We start from the raw sequence: 18,827 nt of genomic DNA, 5'->3' as shown, positions 1-18,827 counted from the left end.
CTCCTTCTAATCCATATTTGCCTTCAACTGGCCAGGCTCAAACGGTTTGGCAATTACTATTACCCTATGGGAATTTCCACGGGGAGGCCAGCAGGTTATTAAAGTAAGGGTTTCATCCGGAGTGGGGTCCATATACCTGGCATTAGCCCTCCGCTGTTCCTCGCTCACCCCCTTTTCCCTGAGCAAAAGAACCTCTTTGACCTCGTATATGAACACTTTGCCTTCAGCGTTGTAGAGGAGCACTCTGTCCCCAGGCTTTAACTCCCACAGCCTCTGGAAAACCTTGCCTTTTACGTTGTGATGACCCGAAATTACGATGTTTCCCCCTTCGCCGGGGCTGGCACTGGTGGAGTGATGCCCTGCGGCATATTCGGCTACTTCCCACTGTGCCTGAAGGCCCTTTTTAGTGTGCACTATTTTTATCCCCACTTCCACAACCGGAGCATCAACTTTTATAGCAGGGATAATGATTCTAACCGGCCTGGGAGCGGGCGTTGGAGAGGGAGTTAGAGAAAGCTCCAGGGAAAGTTGTGGTGAAACGAAAACCGACGGCTTAAGCTCAGGAGTTGGAGAAGGCCCTAGGGAAAGCTGCGGTGAAACGAAAACCGACGGCTTAAGCTCAGGAGTTGGAGAAGTTTCAGCGGTGACCGCTGGAACAACAAGGGTCAGATTCTGGACCTCCAGGGGTTCTTCTTCCTGGCTCAAATAAAATATGCCTGCTATTATGGAAATGCCTCCCATCAAAATCAAAAACCAAAGCCAAAGCCTAACCATGGCTTCGCCTGCCAAAGAAATTATAATTTAACCTGTAAAGTGACGCAAAAGGGCCAGTTTAAAGTTTTAAAGCCTGCAGAGCTTTTTCTATCAGGCTTACCGGGTTATGGACCAGGACGAGCTCGAGCTCTTCCCCTTCCAGACCTGCCCCCATAGCTACTTTCCTGGCCAGTTCGGGATCCATTAGATCATTGGAAGAGTGAGCGTCGGAGTTCACCAGAAGTTTTGCTCCGGTAAGCCTTGCTACTTTGACTACGTGGCCGTTGGTGAGGCAATGCCATTTCCGGGCACTTATCTCAAGGTAAACCCCATTCTCGGCCGCTGCAGCCGCTTCCTCCACGGTAATGAAGCCAGGATGAGCCAAAATGTCCACATAGGGGCATTCCACCGCTGCCCTGTTAGTGCCAGGGTAAACAGGTTCCATTATCGTTTCCCCGTGCACCACGACGATCCCAGCTCCCAGCTCTTTGGCCTTCAGGGCCAGGTGAGGGATTGCCGAAGGAGGCACATGGGTTATCTCAATCCCAGGGATAAAGGGTATTGGCAGGCTATCGGATTGTTCCCTGGCTAACCTGACCAATTCCCTCACCAGCCTTTCAAGGTTTGAGACATCAGCATGATCGGTTATGGCTATAGCAGCGCACCCTTTGGAATAAGCACGCCTTATGAGCTCGCTGGGCAAAAGTTCTCCATCGCTGAAGAAAGAATGGGTGTGCAATTCGTAATGTCTGAACATTGTTCTTCTCCGTTCAAAGAGGGCATATTGGAGGCAGAGCCCTTTTGTGGGCTGTTGCTTTCACCATCCTCTCCACTTTGAGGACCAGGGGAGAAGAAGCGTCATATTCCCCCTTTTCCAGAGCCTCCAGAATTGAATCCAGTTCAGAATAAGTTATTCCCATTTCCCCTTCATCGGTCTGACCTTCCCAAAGGCCTGCGCTGGGGGGTTTCTCAATTATCTCCCTGGGGATTCCAAGGTAACGAGCAAAATCCCGCAGCTGAGTCTTATACAGGCTTCCCAAAGGAAGAAGGTCAACCCCTCCATCGCCATATTTGGTAAAGTAGCCCACCTGGAGCTCGCTCTTGTTACCAGTCCCCACTACCAGGTAATTGAAGGTGTTGGCGTAATAGTAAAGGGTAAGCATCCTCAGGCGAGGCTTGAGGTTAGCCCTGGCCATTGGGGTACCTGGAGGGAGAATAGTGAGAAGAAGATCATAGACAGGGGTTAAATCCACCACCTCGGTTCTCAGGGCGAAGGTTTGAGCCAGGAGGTTAGCGTGCTCAATATCCTCGGGAGAACTGTGACAGGGCAGAATCAGGCCTAAGTGGTTATTTCCTACAGCCTTTTTGGCCAAAACAGCGGTTATGGAGGAATCAAGCCCCCCACTTATTCCCTGGACCAGACCATTAGCCCCAGCCTCTTCCACCTTACTTCTCAGCCAGTGGACTATCTTCTTTTCCACTTCTTCCCAGTTCACTCTCTCCTCCTATTCGTGCTTCTTGGTGGCTTCGTATGCGAGGATTATAGCCTCGGCCACTTCTTTCATGGGCTTACGGGTGTCCATGCTCAATTTCTGAATGCGCCTGAAGGCCTCGGCTTCGGATAAGCCCTGGGTATCCATTAATATCCCCTTTGCCCTTTCCACAAGTTTGCGCGTTTCAAGCGCTTCTTTCAGATCAGCTACTTCCTTTTTGAGAGCCCTAAATTGTTCAAAGCGGGCTAAAGCAATCTCTATAGCCGGGGCCAGGTCTGATTCCCGGAAGGGTTTCACAAGGTAAGCCACGACTCCCGCTTCTTTCGCCTGATCCACAAGTTCTTTCTGACTGTAAGCAGTGAGGAAAATAACGGGGGCGATATCTTCCTGAGTCAAGATCCGGGCGGCTTCAATTCCATCCATATCGGGCATCTTTATGTCCATGATCACAAGATCCGGGCGCAGTTCCCTGGACATGTTAACCACACTTCTTCCATCGCCCGCTTCCCCCACTACCAGGTAGCCGAGGCTGGTGAGCATCTCTTTAAGGTCCATCCGAATTATGGGTTCATCGTCGGCTATTATAATTCTAACTTTCCGCACGGTCACCCTCCTTGGCTCCGTGGGATTTCTTTTGAATTATATCCCAAAGGTCAGGTTATGCAAATTTCATGAATCAAGGCCCCCTTCAAGCCTTAATAGCTACCCGGAGCAGCCTCTCAGATCCTCAACGGGCCTGGTAGAAGGGACGCCAGGCACAAGCTGCGGCGCTTGATGCTTCCCCTGGGGCACCACCTTTACATCTGAGAGCGAGCTTCTGGCGCAGGATTTTGCGGTTCTTGCTAATCGTTTCCTTCGGTGCTAAAATTTTTAGAGTATTTCCTGACGGAAGGGCAAAGGGAAATGGGGCAGAACAAGATCGTGGTGAGAGGAGCAAGAGAACATAACCTGAAGAACATAACGGTGGAAATACCCAGAGACAAACTGGTGGTTATAACCGGGGTTTCTGGTTCCGGGAAATCAAGCCTGGCCTTTGATACCCTCTACGCCGAAGGACAGCGCCGCTATGTGGAATCCCTTTCCGCTTACGCTCGCCAGTTCCTGGGCCTGATGGAAAAGCCCGATGTGGATGTTATTGAAGGTCTATCTCCAGCCATTTCCATTGACCAGAAAGGGGTAAGCCACAACCCCCGCTCTACGGTGGGAACTGTTACCGAGGTATACGATTACCTACGCCTCCTGTTCGCCAGAGTGGGCAGACCTCACTGCCCCAGTTGCGGGAAGGAAATTTCCCCTCAGACTCCTCAACAAATAGTTGATTCCCTGCTTTCCCTCCCCGAAGGCACAAAAATCATGCTCCTTGCTCCTCTGGTCCGAGGACGCAAGGGCCACCACAAAAATGTTCTGGAGGAAATCCGACGCGCTGGGTACGTCAGGGCTCGCATTGACGGTAGAATAATGGAATTGGATGAAGAGATTGAGCTGGACCGCTACAAGCTCCACACCATCGAAGCGGTGGTGGATAGACTTATAATCCACCATTCCGAAGACGAAGATTACCGTAGCCGCCTGGCCGATTCAGTGGAAACGGCCCTCAAGTTTGGAAACGGCGTCATTGTGGTTTCCATACTGGAGGAAGAAGGCCCTCGGGATATTCTGTTTTCAGAGCATTCAGCTTGCGTGGATTGTGGAATATCCTTGCCGGAGATCGAGCCCCGAACTTTCTCCTTCAACAGCCCCCATGGGGCCTGCCCCCATTGTTCTGGCCTGGGGATTATCCTGGAAATTGACCCTGATCTGGTTATACCTGATAAATCCCTCAGCCTGAAAGATGGCGCTATAGCTCCATGGCGATATCTGGGCAAAGAGACCGCTCGCTATTACATTCATCTACTCCGCCGCGTTTGCGAGTTCTACAAAATCCCCATGAATGTTCCTGTGCGGGAACTCACAAAAGAACAGTTGGATATAATCCTATACGGTACTCGTCCTGGCGAGCTGGTCTCCCTGCCTTATTCTGACCAGTATGGACGAATCCGCCACTACGAAATACCCTTTGAAGGGGTAATCCCGAACCTCCAGCGCCGCTATCAGGAAACCGAATCCGATTACATCCGGAGCGAGATCGAACGCTACATGACGGCTATACCCTGCCCCGCCTGCAACGGCACAAGGCTTCGCCCCGAGGCCCTGGCTATAACGATAGATAACAGGAACATAGCTCAAGTAGCTTCCATGTCGGTGGCGGATGCTCTGAAATGGGTAGAACGCCTTCAAGGGCCAGATTCTCCCCTGAGCGAAAAGGAGCGCCTGATTGCCCATCAAATCCTCAAAGAACTCCGAAACCGCCTGCGCTTCATGGTAGATGTAGGCCTTGACTACATAACCCTGGACCGCAGAGCTTCAACCCTCTCGGGAGGAGAATCCCAGAGGATAAGATTAGCCACGCAGATAGGCTCACAACTCGCCGGAGTGCTCTACATCCTGGATGAACCCTCCGTAGGTCTGCACCAGAGGGACAACGCCCGCTTGATTCAAACCCTGAAGCACTTGAGGGACCTCGGAAATACCGTTATAGTGGTGGAACACGATGAGAACACCATCCGTTCTGCCGATTACATCATTGACCTGGGGCCGGGAGCTGGGGAAAAGGGGGGTGAAGTAGTGGTGGCGGGAACCCTTGAGGATCTCCTTCGCTGCCCCCGCTCCATCACTGGAATGTACCTGAGAGGCGAAAGGAAAATAGAGGTCCCCAAAGTCAGGCGTCCAGGAAATGGCCATTTCATCACCGTCTACGGGGCTTCCGAAAATAACCTCAAGAATATAAACGTTCGTTTCCCCTTAGGCACCTTCATATGCGTGACCGGGGTCTCGGGTTCGGGGAAATCAAGTTTAGTTATAGAAGTTCTGTATAAGGCCTTGGCCCAGAAACTCTACAGGGCAAGGGAAAAGCCTGGCAAACACCTCTTCATTGAAGGGATGGAGCACATAGATAAAGTTGTGAACGTGGACCAATCCCCCATCGGAAGGACCCCCCGGAGCAATCCAGCCACTTACACTGGAGCTTTTACCCCGATAAGGGAGCTTTTCGCTTCTCTGCCTGAAGCTCGCCTCCGGGGCTACACACCTGGCCGTTTCTCCTTCAATGTCCGCGGTGGGAGGTGCGAAGCCTGCGAAGGCGCAGGTATAATCCGAATAGAAATGCAATTCCTGCCCGACGTTTACGTTCCCTGCGATGTGTGCAAGGGCAAACGTTACAACCGGGAAACCCTGGAAATACGCTATAAAGGCAAAAACATCTCCGAAATCCTGGACATGACAGTGGAAGAAGCTATGGAGTTCTTCGGCAATATACCCCAGATAAAAGCCAAACTCCAGACCCTCTACGATGTTGGGCTTGGATACATAAAGCTTGGTCAGCCAGCTCCAACCCTTTCGGGAGGGGAGGCCCAGAGGGTAAAGCTGGCTCGGGAGCTTTCCCGCAAGGCCACTGGTCGCACTCTTTACATTCTGGACGAACCCACCACTGGCCTCCACTTCGCCGATATTGAAAAGCTCCTCAGCGTCCTGAACCGCCTTGTGGATGCAGGGAACACGGTCATTGTCATCGAACATAACCTGGACGTGATAAAATGTGCTGACTGGATAATAGACTTGGGGCCAGAGGGGGGCGACAGAGGGGGGTGGGTGATAGCCGAAGGAACCCCCGAAGAGGTGGCTATGGTTCCCCATTCCTATACAGGGCAGTTCATTAAGAAAGTTCTGTTTCCTGAGGAGGTTAAGCAATGCGCATCCCGATAATCGCTGGCAACTGGAAAATGAATAAAACTGTTCAAGAGGCAGAGGAATTTGTGGAAGCTGTAAAGAACGAACTGGATTCAATAGGAGGGATAGAGAAAGTGCTTTGTCCACCTTTTACGGCCATCAGCGCCGTGGCCCGGCTGATAAGGGGGACCTCCATAAAAGTTGGAGCGCAGGACGTCTTCTGGGAGGACAAAGGAGCTTACACGGGCGAGATTTCCCCCATCATGCTGAAAGAATTCTGTCAGTATGTAATTGTAGGCCACTCCGAAAGGAGAAAGTACTTCGGTGAAACTGATGAACATGTAAACCGCAAAGCCAGAGCGGCTCTGGCTCATGGCCTTACCCCGATAATCTGTGTAGGAGAAAACCTGGAAGAAAATGAGGCTGGCCTGACAGAAGAAGTGGTTATTCGACAGGTTAGGGGAGCTCTGGCAGGCTTTTCGCCCTCCGAAGCTCAAATGGTAGTAATTGCTTATGAGCCTGTTTGGGCTATAGGCACCGGTAAACCTGCGACACCAGAGGGCGCGCAGGCGGTAATAGGCGGAGTTATAAGGCCCCTTCTTGCTGAGCTTTTCGGGAAAGAAGTGGCTGAAAGGGTGAGGATCCAGTATGGAGGAAGCGTTGAGCCATCCAACATTGGAGGTTTTGTAGAGCAACCTGATATAGACGGAGCCTTAGTAGGTGGGGCAAGCTTGAGACCGAAGGATTTCGTGGAAATTGTAAGAATAAGCGCCAGGGCCAAAGCCTGACATAAAGGACATTGCGTGCTTCCTGCAGAGTTGCCAAGAGGTTTTCTCTTAATTATAATTAAATCAGCACGGGGCGTAGCGCAGCCTGGTTAGCGCGCAGCGTTCGGGACGCTGAGGTCGGAGGTTCAAATCCTCTCGCCCCGACTTTATGACAACCCCCGCAAGGGGGTTTTTTAATTCCAGCAGGGGATTAGAAGGCGTTGCCCTACGTAAATCAGGTTCAGGTTGAAAATGCCATTGAGCCGAGCAATTTCCCACACGCTAACCCCATACATCCTGGCAATCCCCAGGAGTGTTTCTCCAGGCCTTACATAGTGAACAAAGACGCATGGTGGCTGAGGGGGATAATAACACCCAGGGTAAATCACCAAGATCTGACCGGCATAAATGAGGTTAGGGTTGGGGATATTATTCCATCGGGCTATGGCCCATGGACTTACGCAGTACCTCCAGGCTATAGACGTAAGGGTATCACCCCAGCGCACTCTGTAGTATATGGGAACGGAAGAGGGGCGAGCCGCATAAAGAGGTAAAGCGAAGGCAACGCTGAGGGCGGCAATAAAAAGAAGCACGAAAAACCATTTTTTCATGGGAAAGTCCCCCTTATTTTAATCAACGCCCCCGGGGGGACTCGAACCCCCAACCAGCGGATCCGAAGTCCGCTGCTCTGTCCAGTTGAGCTACAGGGGCTTTTATAAAATTTTACAGCCTTAAATGTAAAAAGTCAAAGTCCTCGCCAGTTCTTGCAACGCAGAAAGCTCTCAGCTGATATCCTCAGCACAGCAGATCAAGCCCAGACCTTAGCCTCTCAAATTTGGTCAAAGGAAGAAAAGCTTAGCCTGCTGAGGCTTATGAGAGACCAGGAGATGAGCAAGCCGCGTAGGTTCAGGAAGCCGGTCTCCACGGCAACAACTCAGGACTATCTCCAGGGCGCTCTGGAGATCAATCCGATGGCCTATGGACACGAAAAGGGGGGGAGCTTTATCCTTTGTCCTCAGAACAGCGCCTATAATCTCGGTGCCATCGTAGAGATATGACCACGAACCCTTCTCCGGACCTGGTTCGTGGTAAGAACCCAGTAGGCGGGACTTGGCACACCCTATTGAGGGTTTATCAAAGATAACTCCTATGTGAGTAGCAATGCCCATACGGCGAGGGTGAGCTATTCCCTGTCCATCCAGTATCAGGAGGTCCGGATCGCTCTTGAGCTTTTCCAGGGCTGCTACTATTGATGGCCCTTCCCTGAAAGCCAGTAATCCTGGTATGTAGGGGAAAGTCACTTGCACTCTGGCACTGGCTCTTTCCACCTCTTCCAGGCCTGGGTATTCCAGGACCACAACCCCTGCTTGGGCTTCTTCCCCTTTAAAACTTACGTCTATGCCCGCTATCAGTTTTATTTCCCCAAAAGTTTTCTCCCTGATAACCCTTGAAGCCAGCTGATGCTGGAGCTCCTGAGCTTCTTCAACCGAAAGATCCCACCGGTGGTTTATGACGGACTTCAACTTGACTTCCCCTTAATCATGCTAGCCAAGGCTCTTATCTGCTCCGCCGCCAAAGAAGAGGGCTGAAGTATAACAGCGGGTATGCCTTCTTTAGTGGATTGGAAGAATAATTCGGGGGCTGGAGGCAAAATTATATCAATGCTACTGCCTAAGATTGCTTCCTGCTCTTGCTTGGAAAGAGCTATTTGAGCCCGGGTCCTGTTTACAGACACTACTATGAGCTTGAGGCCTCCGACTCCAAGCTTCCCCAACTCTTTGATCATGACATTGCCCACTTTCAGGGATAGAGGATCTGATTCCAGAACCAGCACTACTTTATCTGAGTCCCTTAAAGCCACCTCTATAGCTCGGTCAATCCGAGCTCCGCCGTCAATCAACAGATAATCGGACATAAAAGTCAATGTCTGAACGAGCTTGCGGACAAATTCCTGAGGGATTTCCCCTATAGAATAGTCTGGGTAAATGGAAGGGAAAACCAGCAGGCCGCTGGCATGTTTTGTGAGAAAGGACTCGGCGATAGCCCTGGATATATCCTGAGGTTTCATCTTAAGGAAAGACGGATCCACCCTGCTTATGGGCAAGCCGAGCTGCGAGGCCACCGCCAAACCATAGGGCTGCATATCCAAGAGGATGCTCTTTAAGCCTTCTTTAGCCAGGATGACCCCCACATTAACGGCGAGAGAAGTTACTCCAACTCCGCCTTTGACCCCTATGAAAGTAACCACTTTGCCTTTGGCAACCTCTACAGCTGTCCTGGCCAGGAGAGCTTTAACCGTGGCTACGAGTTCTGCAGGCAGAACTGGTTTTGTAATATAATGGTCAGCACCTGCTTCGTAGCCAGCGATTCGGTCTTCTGGCATGGCTTTGGCCGTGAGCATGATCACTGGAATTTTGGCAGTGGATGGATTTGCCCTGATTCGGCGGCAGACCTCATAGCCATCCATTTCCGGCATCATTATATCAAGGATAATCAGGTCAAACTTTTCCTTACTCAGAAGTTCCAGGGCTTCTCTGCCGCTCAAAGCAGGGGCAATTTCGTACCCCTCTTTGTAGAGGATATACCCCATAAGCTTTACCGCCTTGGGGTCATCATCCACCAGAAGGATTTTAGGCATTTCATCTTCCTTTTCTTGTGATTGTTTTAACTAAAGCTTAGCACAAAGGGCACTCTTTGGCAAGAATTTTGATATTACCGGGCAGTAAAAGAAGTGCTCTACCCTCAGAGCAAAAGTAGCTATGCAAGCTGGTAGTCAAAACTGAAGGGCCCGGCCGCTCTATCTGCAGCTGTCCTCACTTTAGCTCCACGCCCAAGGCTCCTGGCTGCAGTGAGCCCAGAGCGAGTGGAAGCTGGAAACGGTTTTATCCACCGGCCACAGGTGGGAAAATCCCAACCCTATCTCCCTCGTTAAGGACCTGGTTCATTTCAGCGTGTCTTCCGTTGACGAAAACCACTTTCACCGCATCCGGAGGGATTTTCAGGAAATTTTCAATAAGTTCACCCACGGTAGTGCCTGCGGGGAGGTCAACTTCCATGTCATGGTCACTTTTCCCCTCAGGTATGTAGCGCTTTAAAGTTGCATAGACCCTCGTTGTGACCTTCACGCTCTTTCACCTCCTCTTTTTTTAAGGAAATATAAGACCAGGAGAAGAGTGCCTATAGTTATGGAGCTATCGGCCACGTTGAAGACGGGCCAGAATTTGAAATCCAGGAAATCCACCACATAACCGTAACGGATCCTGTCAATAAGGTTGCCCAGGGCGCCTCCGAGCTGCAACCCGAAGCAAAATTGGAAAAAAAGTGAGGCCTCTTTAATTCGGAAATGGTAAAAGATTAGGAGAAAAACCACAAGAATTCCCACATAGAGGAAATAATCGCCCCACTCAGGCAGGAGACCGAAAGCTATACCCCGGTTAATGACGTGCGTGAAGGAAAAAAACCTTTCTATCCCTTTCAAGGGAGCCCACGAAGCTCCCAAAGGGATGTTTGTTTTTACCAGGTATTTGGTAAACTGGTCAACCCCCAGGACCACTAAAGCAACCGCAGGTGTTACCCAGCGGTAGGTCCCTGGCATTAAGCCCTCCTGGGATTCAATTCGTGACGGTATTGACACTCCAGGCAGTATAGAGCCTGCGGTAGGGTTTCCAGGCGCGTTTCCTCAATGGGTTTGCCACAGTTTTCACATATGCCATATATCCCTTTTTCAAACTTGGAGAGGGCATATTCTACCTCGTGGAGAAGTCTTTCCAGGTGCCTCTCCAGGGATTGACCACAGGCCTGGTCAAAGGCATCAGTGGCCACCTCGGCCATGTGGTTGCTGTGGCTTACGGCGCCGGAAACCTTCCTGGTCCTGAAAGTTTCCAGTTCTTTTACCAATTTTTCCCGCTCTTCCTCCAGCATTCTCTTGAAGAATTCCGGCTTCTTCGCCATTACGAGCCTCCTTTTTCCTTTAAAGTATTTTACCACGCTTTTTTCTTTTCACCAAAACAAACGGCGGCTATTTATAACCTAAGGAAGAATGAGCCCCCTAATTAAGCAGGGTAGGGAGGATAAAAAATCCCTCCTACAGGCTCAAGGCCTGCAGGAGGGCAAAACCGGTGGGGAGAGCACACCAAAGAGGCCGGATTTAGTAGCCCTCTTTTTCCACCCGGGCCTTCCCGCGCAGAGCGTAGTAGATGTAAGCGGTGTAAATGATGACTATGGGCATCCCGATCAGGGCAATAATCAGCATCACCAGGAGCGTGAGTCTGGAAGATGAAGCGTTGAAAATGGTCAGGCTATACTCGGGCACGTTGCTGGCGGGCACCAGGTAAGGGTAATTGGCAGCACCAAAGATTGCCATCAGCCCGACAATGGTCAAACTGGAGAAAAGGAAGGCAAGTCCGGCCCTGCCCCGCGCCAGGTTCCAGCGGGTCAGCCCCATAAAGATTGCTGTGAGGACGGGGATGGCCCAGATGAGCGGCTGACGGGAGGCGTTTTCAAACCGCTGGGGCACCTCTATGGCCGCCACGATGGTGGTTAGAATTGCTAATACGACCAGCGCAATCCAGGCACCATTAGCCCAGCGGCGAGCTCGCTCAGCCACTGGCCCATTCGTTTTCATCATAAGGTAAATGGCCCCGTGGGAGACGAACATCGCCAGCCCCGTAAGCCCGACCAGGAGGGAGAAAGGATTCAGCAGGGTGAAGAAGTTGCCTATGAATTCCATTTGCGCGTTCAGCGGCACCCCTCGCATTATATTCCCAACAGCCACGCCCGTCAGCACAGCAGGCACCAGGCTTCCTACGAAGAAGATATAGTCCCAAGCTTTCCGCCAAGTTGGATTTTCCTCCTTGCTGCGGAATTCAAAGCTGACGGCCCGCAGGATCAGGGCAGAAAGAACGATAAAGAGTGCCAGATAGAAACCGCTGAAGACGGTGGCGTAAACGTGAGGGAAAGCAGCGAAAAGCGCCCCGCCACCGGTCAAAAGCCAGACTTCGTTGCCATCCCAGAAAGGCCCGATGGAGTTAAGGAGCAGGCGACGCTCTTCGTCTTTTTTGGCTACAAAAGGATACATCACTCCTACCCCAAGGTCAAATCCGTCCAGAACGGCGTAACCGGTGAGCAGGACCCCTATGAGCAAATACCAGATGTTCTGAAGGAATTCGTGACTCATGGTTATTCCTCCTTTGTTGCGAGTCTTCCTGCCGGCACGCCAACAACTACGGGTTCTGGCCCCCTCAGAAACTCTCGCCGCAGCAGGTAAATGAGGGCTGCCAGGATAAAGACATAGATAACGGCCAATCCGATAATGGAGAGGAGGAGTTGCCAAGCAGGCACCACCACCGAGACAGCATCCTTTGTCTTCAGAAGGCCATAGACAACCCACGGCTGACGACCGAACTCAGCTGCCATCCAGCCCAGCTGGAGAGCAACCCAGGGCAGCGCTATTGAGAAGGCCAGCGTCTTAAGGAAGGCGCTGTTTTCAAAGCGGCGTTTCCCCAGGAAGATGCCCCACCAGCTCACAAAAATGAACCACACGCCCAGGAGAATCATAATATGATAGGAATAAAACGTCCGCCTGATAGGAGGCCATTCCTCCCTTGGGAACCGTTCCAATCCAGGTATAACGCTGTTGGGGTCAAAGTTAATGAGAAAGCTCAGCAGTTTGGGGATTCTGATGGGGAACCGAAGGGTGCGGTTTTCTACGTCCGGGAAGCCCCAGATAACCAGGCCCGCTCCTGCGGTATCCTCAAAGATGGCCTCAAAGGCAGCCAGCTTGGCTGGCTGGGTCTTAGCCACTTGAACGGCATGGAAATGACCAGTGATGGGGATAAGCAAGGAGAAAATTGCAGCGAGTATCAGGCCCATCTGAAGGGAGCGACGGGCAAATTCCTGATGTTGTTTGCGCAGAAGATACCAGGCACCGATGCTCGCCATGAAAAAACCGCCCGTGAAAAGGGAGGCCGAGATAGTGTGGAAGTAACGAGGAAGGGTGGATGGGTTGAAAAGTGCGGCCCAGAAGTTGGTCAATTCCGCTCGCCGGTAAATCCCCTCGCCGACAATGCGGTAGGCCGTGGGCGTCTGCATCCAGGAGTTGGCGACGATTATCCAGAAAGCGGAGAGCGTGGAGCCAATAGCGACCATCAGAGCGGAGAACCAGTAAAACTTCTTTGATACTCGCTCTCGTCCGAGAATCAGCACGCCCAGGAAGAAAGATTCCAGGAAGAAGGAGAACACCCCTTCGGCTGCCAGGGGTGAGCCGAAAATATCTCCTACGTAGCGTGAGTAAGTTGACCAGTCGGTGCCGAACTGGAATTCCAGGGTAATTCCGCTGGCGACACCGGCGGCGAAGAGGAGGCCGAAAATGCGAGGCCAGAATCGGCTCATGCTCTCCCAGATTGGCTCACCCGTCTTCCATCGTTTCCAGGTAATGTAAACAATAAGCCACGCCAGCCCGATGGTGACGGGTGGGAAGAGGAAATGCATTGCGGCGCTTAGGCCGAATTTAGTTCGCGCCAGGACAACCGGATCCATGGTTCACCTCCAGATAAAGGCGAATTTAACCCTATCACCCCCTCCTGAACCACAAGGCAGGAACGGCCAGGAGGGGGTGATGTCTCTTTAACTTTCCGGTTTCCACACTTCCCATACTCTCCCCACCAGCTCGGGGCCGGGTTTGAGGGTTGGCTTGCCGGGAAGCCAGCAGGCTGGAGTTACCTCCGCTCCCTGAGTTGCCCGAACGTACTGAAGGGCCTGGAGTTCCCGCAAGATCTCGCCCGTATCCCGTCCAACTGGAGCTGGGAGCACGTTGTAGGCCTGAATAATGCCATCCGGATCAATGATAAAAAGACCGCGCAGATTCACTTTGGCTGTCTCGTCGTACACCCCGTAAGCGGAGCCAATGCGTCCGTCGGGGTCGGAAAGCATCGGGAAGGGGACACCCCCTGGAACCATTTTGGAGAGTTCGTTGTCGTTCCAGGCTTTGTGGGTGAAAACTTTATCGGTGCTGATAGCTAAAACGACTGTGTTCAAATTGCGGAACTTTTCGTATTCGGCAGCAACTGCTGCCATTTCGGTGGCTCAAACGAAGGTGAAATCGGCCGGGTAAAACATTAGGATGACCCACTGGCCTTTGTAATCGGAGAGGCGCACTGTCTTAAAAGCGCCATTGGCAAAAGCTTGGGCTTCAAACTCAGGTGCCAGTTGGCCAATTTTCAGACACATGGCTAAACCCTCCTTTTAACGAGTTTTGCACTTCAAAAACCCGGGTTCCATAAGCCCGGTTCAGATTGAGAGAATGCCTTCGGGCCCTTCGCTCTAAAGGAAAGCTCCCGTTGAACTGATTGCGCTCATACAAATGATACCTTTCTTATAGCATTATACATCGCCCAAGGAATCTTGTCAAATCAGGTTCCTGCCGCGGGTGCATGTGCAGTTCCGGATAATTGGGGCCGGAGTTCCCGTTGATTTGGCGATTGCCCTGTCTTGTGCTAAAATAGTTCCCACTATGAACGGGGAAGCAACGAACGGAGTTTACAAAAGCTAAGGCCTGGAAGCGGCTTTTCGCTTCTCAGGCTTATTTATTTCCCCAAGGAGGTAGCTGCTTATGAGTAATGAAAGCTTTCTGGACCTTTTAACCCGAATATTTGAGGGGAAGTGGGGGAAGTGGGTGATAAACCTGGTTGTAATACCGGGGCTGCTCTTTGCTGCTCTCTGGCTTCCCCCTATTTCCCTGAGGGAAAGGGTCCTGGAAGCAGGCTTCACCACTATTGACGATGAAGTAGGCGGCTCTGTTCTGGACCCTGACGGCACTCAAATAACCATCCTGCCAGAGGGGATGGAGGCCCCATTCCGCATCCGCCTATCCAGCGTCCCCCGTATTGATTTCCTCAGAGGGGCCGGCGGGATGGCGGAGGCAGCCAAAAACATCCCCCAATATTTGGAGATAAAAAGCCCTCTCTACAAAGTCAACTTCCGCGGAACGATGCCCACATCTGTAATCCTGACAGTTCCCATCCCCAACGATGCCGAACCTCACGAGACCCTTGACCTCTATTACTGGGACGGCGCTCAGTGGAAGTGGCTCCCCCATCAGCTCATACCCGAAGATGAAATCCTGGAATCTCGCATAGATTTTGTCCCTGAAGCCTTCGCCGTAATGCAAACAAAGCTCACACCTCCTTTTGTATCGGCGGATTTGCCGCACGGTGGCTCTGTTACCCCTGAAGCCCGGGAAGCTCTGGTGGAAATCAACCCGCAGGGCCTGTACCTGGAAGGAGATGGAACCTTAGGAGGCAATATGCGAACCCTCTCTCCGGATGAGCGCTCCGCTTCCCTCTTTATAATCCCCACCATCACCAACTGGGGACCCGATGGCGTTGTCCGGAGTGACTACATTGACAACCTCCTCATAGACCCTGCTCTCCAGGAGAAGCACATTAAAGAAATCATCAACTTCGTGGTCAGGAACCACTACTCTGGAATTGACATCTACTATCGGGAATTCAGCCCCGACCTCAAGCCAGAGTTCGTCAATTTTATCCACAAGCTTGCTGATGCTCTCCACAGGGAAAACAAAATCCTCTCCATTCGGGTTGACCTTCCAACCCAGATAGCCGAGGATCGCTGGGAGACCGGGATTTACGACTGGTATGCCCTGGGTCAGGCTGTGGACCTGTTTAAAATACCAGCCATTCCCGATCCCAGAGCTTACGCCCCCGGCGGTCAGATGGAGCAGCTTCTAACCTGGGCTACCGGTCAGGTGGACCGTTACAAAATTCAACTTGTGGTTTCCACAAGGAGCGTGGAAAAGGTTGGCAATGCCCTGACCTTTAAGCCATATACCGAGGTTCTGAAAACTCTGGCAGCCTCCATCAAGGCCAACAAGGAAACAGCAGTGCCAGGCGAAGAGGTGTCTTTCGTCCTGGAAGGGCTGGCTCAGGTTGCCGGAATCCAGCATGATCCCGATACCGGACATTACTGGTTCAGCTATACTGACCATTCCGGAAACGAGCACACGGTCTGGATCGAAAACGCCACCAGCCTGGCCCGGAAACTTCAGCTGGTTTCTCGCTTCAACATCAGAGGAGTAGCGTTCCGGAACCTTCTGGAGGAAGAGAACGACCATTTAATCTGGGACGTTCTCCGAGGATTTCACGAGTACGCAATCCGGTCCGTGGAAACCAACTTCGCAGTGACCTGGAAAGTGCAGGATGCCCACGGCGTGGTCCATGCCCAGGGCACAAGTCCCCTCCAGGGAGCTTCTTACAAATGGCAGGTTCCTAACCTCCCAGGCGAATACACTGTAGAAGCCGGCATTTCCACCGATGGGGGCCAGACCATGACCAACATCATCCACAGGCTCGCCCTTAAAGTGGCTGAACCGACCCCCACCCCCTTACCTACGCCCACCCCCAGGCCTACCCCCACTCCAACTCCAACGCCGAAGCCCTCCGGGCAGACTATAACTCCAACCCGGCCTCCGGCTCCTCCTCCTTCGGTCAGGGGAACGGAATTCGGTTACGGGATTCAAGCTCACATGGTCCACAACCCCGACCCGAGGATAATCCAGGCCGTTAAAGACATCGGTTTCAACTGGATAAAGGTACAGATTGAATGGAAAGTCTTTGAGCCTTCCAAAGGCAACATCGCCTGGGGCGAAATGGACCGCATAGTGAATGACGTTCACGGCAACGGTCTGAACCTTCTCTTCAGCATAGTCAAAGCCCCCAAATGGGCCCGACCACCCCATACGGATTTCAGCGTGGAAGGACCTCCGGCTAACCCTCAGGATTACGCCGATTTCGTGGGTCAGGTAGCCGCCCGTTACTGCGGAAGACTCAAAGCCATTGAGGTCTGGAACGAGCAGAACATAAACTACGAGTGGGGCAATGAGCCTCCGGATCCGGGCCGGTATGTGCAGCTCCTGGCCGCTGCCTATAGAGCCATAAAAGCGGCATGCCCTCAGATGATCGTGGTAAGCGGTGCTTTAACCCCCGCTGGAGATGTTACCATCGCAGGGCAGTGGAGAGCAGTGGATGATATAAATTACCTGGACGCCATGTACCAACATGGCCTCAAGCATTACTGCGATGCCATTGGTGCTCACCCCAGCGGATACAACTGCCCTCCCGATGGTGACTGGCGCACCGTCACTGATCCTACTGCTAAGTTCCGTGGCCCCTTTGATAACCGGCACCACTCCTGGTGCTTCCGCGGCACTATGGAAGGATACCGCAATGTAATGCTCAAATATGGTGATGGAGCAAAGAAGATATGGGCCACTGAGTGGGGCTGGGCTTCAGTGGATGGCCTAGGGGTATCGCCAGCTCCTGGCTATGAATACGCTGCCGATAACACCGCTCAGGAGCAGGCCGAGTGGACTGTCAGGGCTTTTGAGCTGGCCAGAAGCTGGGGGTGGGCTGGAGTTATGTTCCTCTGGAACCTCAACTTCGCCCCCGTCACCGGCCCACAGGATGAGAAAGCAGCCTGGAGTATAGTGGACCATAATTGGCAGCCTCGCCCGGTATATTATGCTCTCAAGAACATGCGGAAATAAACCTGAGGGGGCGGCGGCCAGAAACCGTCGCCCCTTAAATCTCCCCCTTCTCTTTGGCATAATTTCAGCAATTTTCCTGCTGGTAATATCCAGCTATTCCAGCGTCCCGGAGAGGAATAAGCCCGCTTTTCCCTCCCCACCCTGGCGGATGCAATCCCCTGAATACGGAATGCATGCTTTCCTCTGGTGGCGCCCTGAGGTAGCTGACCGGGATCTTCAGCTTATAAAGCAGGCCGGGTTCCAATGGGTAAAGCAGAGCTTTGCCTGGAGAGACATAGAAGGAGCAGCCAAAGGGCACTTTGACTGGACCCGGACGGATAGGATTGTGGAGCAGGTTGAGAAATACGGTTTAAAACTGCTGGTAAGAGTTGATAGACAACCAGCCTGGGCTGGTGGAGGCTATCCAGCTAATGGCCCTCCGGATAATTTAGAAGATTTCGGCGATTTTCTCTACGCCCTCGCCAGCCGCTATCGGGGGCGGATTCACGCTTACCAGATATGGAATGAACCTAACCTGAACCGCCCTGATGGAGGAGGGGAATGGGGAGGCCGCTCCCCCGATCCGGTTGAATATGTTCGCCTGCTCCGGATAGCCTATAGACGCATAAAAGAGGCCGACCCCAATGCCCTTGTGGTCTCGGCAGGGCTGACCCCAACCGGGGATATGCCCCCGAGAGCACTACCTGATGATGTTTACCTGGAAATGATGTACCAGGCTATGGAAAATAATTCCAGCGATGGCTACTTTGACGCCCTGGGGGTTAATGCTCCCGGATACAAGGCCCCCCCTGAAATGAGCCCCGATGAGGTAGAGAAAAGCCCCGAATACGGGGGGAAACGCTTCTTCTGTTTCCGCCGCGTTGAAGACCTGCGTAAGATAATGGTTAAATATGGTGATGAAGAAAAACAGGTGGTGGTTCTGGAGATGGGCTGGACCAGTGATCCTCGTCCTGATTCCCCCTACCACTGGCATTCGGTGGATGAAGAGAAAAAGGGGGAATACCTTGTGCGGGCCTACAAATATGCCCGGGAAAACTGGGCACCCTGGATAGGCCTAATGGTGGTGCTATACATTCCCGATGTAAGCTGGACTCCAGATAGAGAAGAGTACTGGTGGGCGATACTGGACCCCTGCTATCCGGAACTCTGCCTCCGGCCAGCCTACGTGATGCTCAAAGAGATGCCTAAATAAGCTGAGAGGAGAGGGAGGAATGCGCGCAGTAGTTCAGAGAGTGCGGAAGGCTTCAGTCCAGGTCAATGGGGAGATGGTTGGGGCAATAGGAAAAGGCTTCGTGGTCCTGATTGCAGTGAAAAAAGGCGATACCGAAGAGCACGCCCGCTGGATGGCCCACAAGGTAGCTAACCTCAGAGTTTTCCCCGACGAAGCCGGTAAGTTTAACCTTTCCCTTCTGGATGTGAAAGGAGAGGCCCTAGTAGTCTCCCAGTTTACCCTCTACGGTGACATAAGGAGGGGTTTCAGGCCAAGCT

General features: G+C 52.4%; 18 protein-coding genes and 2 tRNA genes. 6 read left to right on the top strand and 14 right to left on the bottom strand.

Annotation, left to right across the window (positions count from 1 at the left end; translation table 11 throughout):
• Positions 1 to 6: 6 nt before the first annotated feature.
• The 4 genes from NZ653_05715 to NZ653_05700 are packed head-to-tail and all read right to left on the bottom strand — an operon-like array spanning position 7 to position 2,849.
• A complete protein-coding gene (locus tag NZ653_05715) occupies positions 7 to 774 on the bottom strand; it encodes a sortase (GenBank protein MCS7286611.1) in 768 nt (255 codons plus the stop codon).
• Positions 775 to 832: 58 nt separating this feature from the next.
• Positions 833 to 1,510, bottom strand: coding sequence for a histidinol phosphate phosphatase domain-containing protein (locus NZ653_05710; protein MCS7286610.1), 678 nt, complete (start codon positions 1,508 to 1,510; stop codon positions 833 to 835).
• Between the two features lie 13 nt (positions 1,511 to 1,523).
• Positions 1,524 to 2,249, bottom strand: a complete 726-nt coding sequence (locus tag NZ653_05705) for an NAD+ synthase (protein MCS7286609.1) — start codon at positions 2,247 to 2,249, stop codon at positions 1,524 to 1,526.
• A 9-nt stretch (positions 2,250 to 2,258) separates the two neighbouring features.
• Positions 2,259 to 2,849 (bottom strand): response regulator, encoded by a 591-nt coding sequence (locus tag NZ653_05700; GenBank protein MCS7286608.1) that lies wholly within the window; start codon positions 2,847 to 2,849, stop codon positions 2,259 to 2,261.
• A gap of 300 nt (positions 2,850 to 3,149) precedes the next feature.
• On the opposite strand from NZ653_05700, the gene uvrA reads away from it, so the two are divergent.
• The 3 genes from uvrA (at position 3,150) to NZ653_05685 (ending at position 6,943) form a co-directional block, all read left to right on the top strand.
• Complete coding sequence (gene uvrA, locus NZ653_05695; protein ID MCS7286607.1) at positions 3,150 to 6,047, top strand: excinuclease ABC subunit UvrA; 2,898 nt, start codon at positions 3,150 to 3,152, stop codon at positions 6,045 to 6,047.
• Positions 6,032 to 6,799, top strand: coding sequence for a triose-phosphate isomerase (gene tpiA, locus NZ653_05690; protein ID MCS7286606.1), 768 nt, complete (start codon positions 6,032 to 6,034; stop codon positions 6,797 to 6,799). Before uvrA ends, tpiA begins: the two co-directional genes overlap by 16 nt.
• A gap of 69 nt (positions 6,800 to 6,868) precedes the next feature.
• Positions 6,869 to 6,943, top strand: a tRNA-Pro gene (locus tag NZ653_05685).
• Positions 6,944 to 6,972: 29 nt separating this feature from the next.
• On the opposite strand, the gene NZ653_05680 is transcribed toward NZ653_05685, so the two are convergent.
• From NZ653_05680 to prxU, 10 genes are all read right to left on the bottom strand, one after another.
• Positions 6,973 to 7,389, bottom strand: coding sequence for a LysM peptidoglycan-binding domain-containing protein (locus tag NZ653_05680; protein ID MCS7286605.1), 417 nt, complete (start codon positions 7,387 to 7,389; stop codon positions 6,973 to 6,975).
• A 26-nt stretch (positions 7,390 to 7,415) separates the two neighbouring features.
• A tRNA-Arg gene (locus NZ653_05675) sits at positions 7,416 to 7,489 on the bottom strand.
• 128 nt (positions 7,490 to 7,617) lie between these two features.
• Positions 7,618 to 8,301 (bottom strand): deoxyribonuclease V, encoded by a 684-nt coding sequence (gene nfi, locus NZ653_05670; protein MCS7286604.1) that lies wholly within the window; start codon positions 8,299 to 8,301, stop codon positions 7,618 to 7,620.
• A complete protein-coding gene (locus NZ653_05665) occupies positions 8,298 to 9,416 on the bottom strand; it encodes a response regulator (protein ID MCS7286603.1) in 1,119 nt (372 codons plus the stop codon). The genes nfi and NZ653_05665 overlap by 4 nt, the downstream gene beginning before the upstream one ends.
• 244 nt (positions 9,417 to 9,660) lie before the next feature.
• The gene (locus NZ653_05660) at positions 9,661 to 9,903 is read right to left on the bottom strand and encodes a MoaD/ThiS family protein (protein MCS7286602.1); all 243 of its coding nucleotides are present in this window, start codon (positions 9,901 to 9,903) and stop codon (positions 9,661 to 9,663) included.
• Positions 9,900 to 10,373, bottom strand: coding sequence for a signal peptidase II (gene lspA, locus NZ653_05655; GenBank protein ID MCS7286601.1), 474 nt, complete (start codon positions 10,371 to 10,373; stop codon positions 9,900 to 9,902). The genes NZ653_05660 and lspA overlap by 4 nt, the downstream gene beginning before the upstream one ends.
• Positions 10,373 to 10,729 carry a TraR/DksA C4-type zinc finger protein gene (locus tag NZ653_05650; protein MCS7286600.1) on the bottom strand — a complete coding sequence of 119 codons (357 nt, stop codon included), beginning with the start codon at positions 10,727 to 10,729 and terminating at the stop codon, positions 10,373 to 10,375. Before NZ653_05650 ends, lspA begins: the two co-directional genes overlap by 1 nt.
• Before the next feature lie 196 nt (positions 10,730 to 10,925).
• Positions 10,926 to 11,954 carry a cytochrome d ubiquinol oxidase subunit II gene (gene cydB / locus NZ653_05645; GenBank protein MCS7286599.1) on the bottom strand — a complete coding sequence of 343 codons (1,029 nt, stop codon included), beginning with the start codon at positions 11,952 to 11,954 and terminating at the stop codon, positions 10,926 to 10,928.
• Between the two features lie 2 nt (positions 11,955 to 11,956).
• Positions 11,957 to 13,315 carry a cytochrome ubiquinol oxidase subunit I gene (locus tag NZ653_05640; protein ID MCS7286598.1) on the bottom strand — a complete coding sequence of 453 codons (1,359 nt, stop codon included), beginning with the start codon at positions 13,313 to 13,315 and terminating at the stop codon, positions 11,957 to 11,959.
• 87 nt (positions 13,316 to 13,402) lie between these two features.
• Positions 13,403 to 14,005: a thioredoxin-dependent peroxiredoxin gene (gene prxU, locus NZ653_05635; GenBank protein MCS7286597.1), complete on the bottom strand. Its 603-nt coding sequence runs from the start codon at positions 14,003 to 14,005 to the stop codon at positions 13,403 to 13,405.
• Positions 14,006 to 14,387: 382 nt separating this feature from the next.
• Here prxU and NZ653_05630 point away from each other — a divergent pair, with 382 nt between their 5' ends.
• From NZ653_05630 to dtd, 3 genes are all read left to right on the top strand, one after another.
• Positions 14,388 to 17,339 carry a cellulase family glycosylhydrolase gene (locus tag NZ653_05630; protein ID MCS7286596.1) on the top strand — a complete coding sequence of 984 codons (2,952 nt, stop codon included), beginning with the start codon at positions 14,388 to 14,390 and terminating at the stop codon, positions 17,337 to 17,339.
• A 148-nt stretch (positions 17,340 to 17,487) separates the two neighbouring features.
• Entirely contained in the window at positions 17,488 to 18,531 is a 1,044-nt protein-coding gene (locus NZ653_05625) for a cellulase family glycosylhydrolase (GenBank protein MCS7286595.1), read from the top strand.
• 19 nt (positions 18,532 to 18,550) lie between these two features.
• A partial coding sequence (gene dtd, locus NZ653_05620) for a D-aminoacyl-tRNA deacylase (GenBank protein ID MCS7286594.1) occupies positions 18,551 to 18,827 on the top strand: 277 nt, incomplete at its 3' end.

This window comes from Anaerolineae bacterium, from assembly GCA_025062375.1.
Classification (GTDB): Bacteria; Chloroflexota; Anaerolineae; order SpSt-600; family SpSt-600; genus SpSt-600.
Note: the sequence above shows the minus strand (reverse complement) of the source record. Positions and strands in the feature narration are given on the sequence as shown.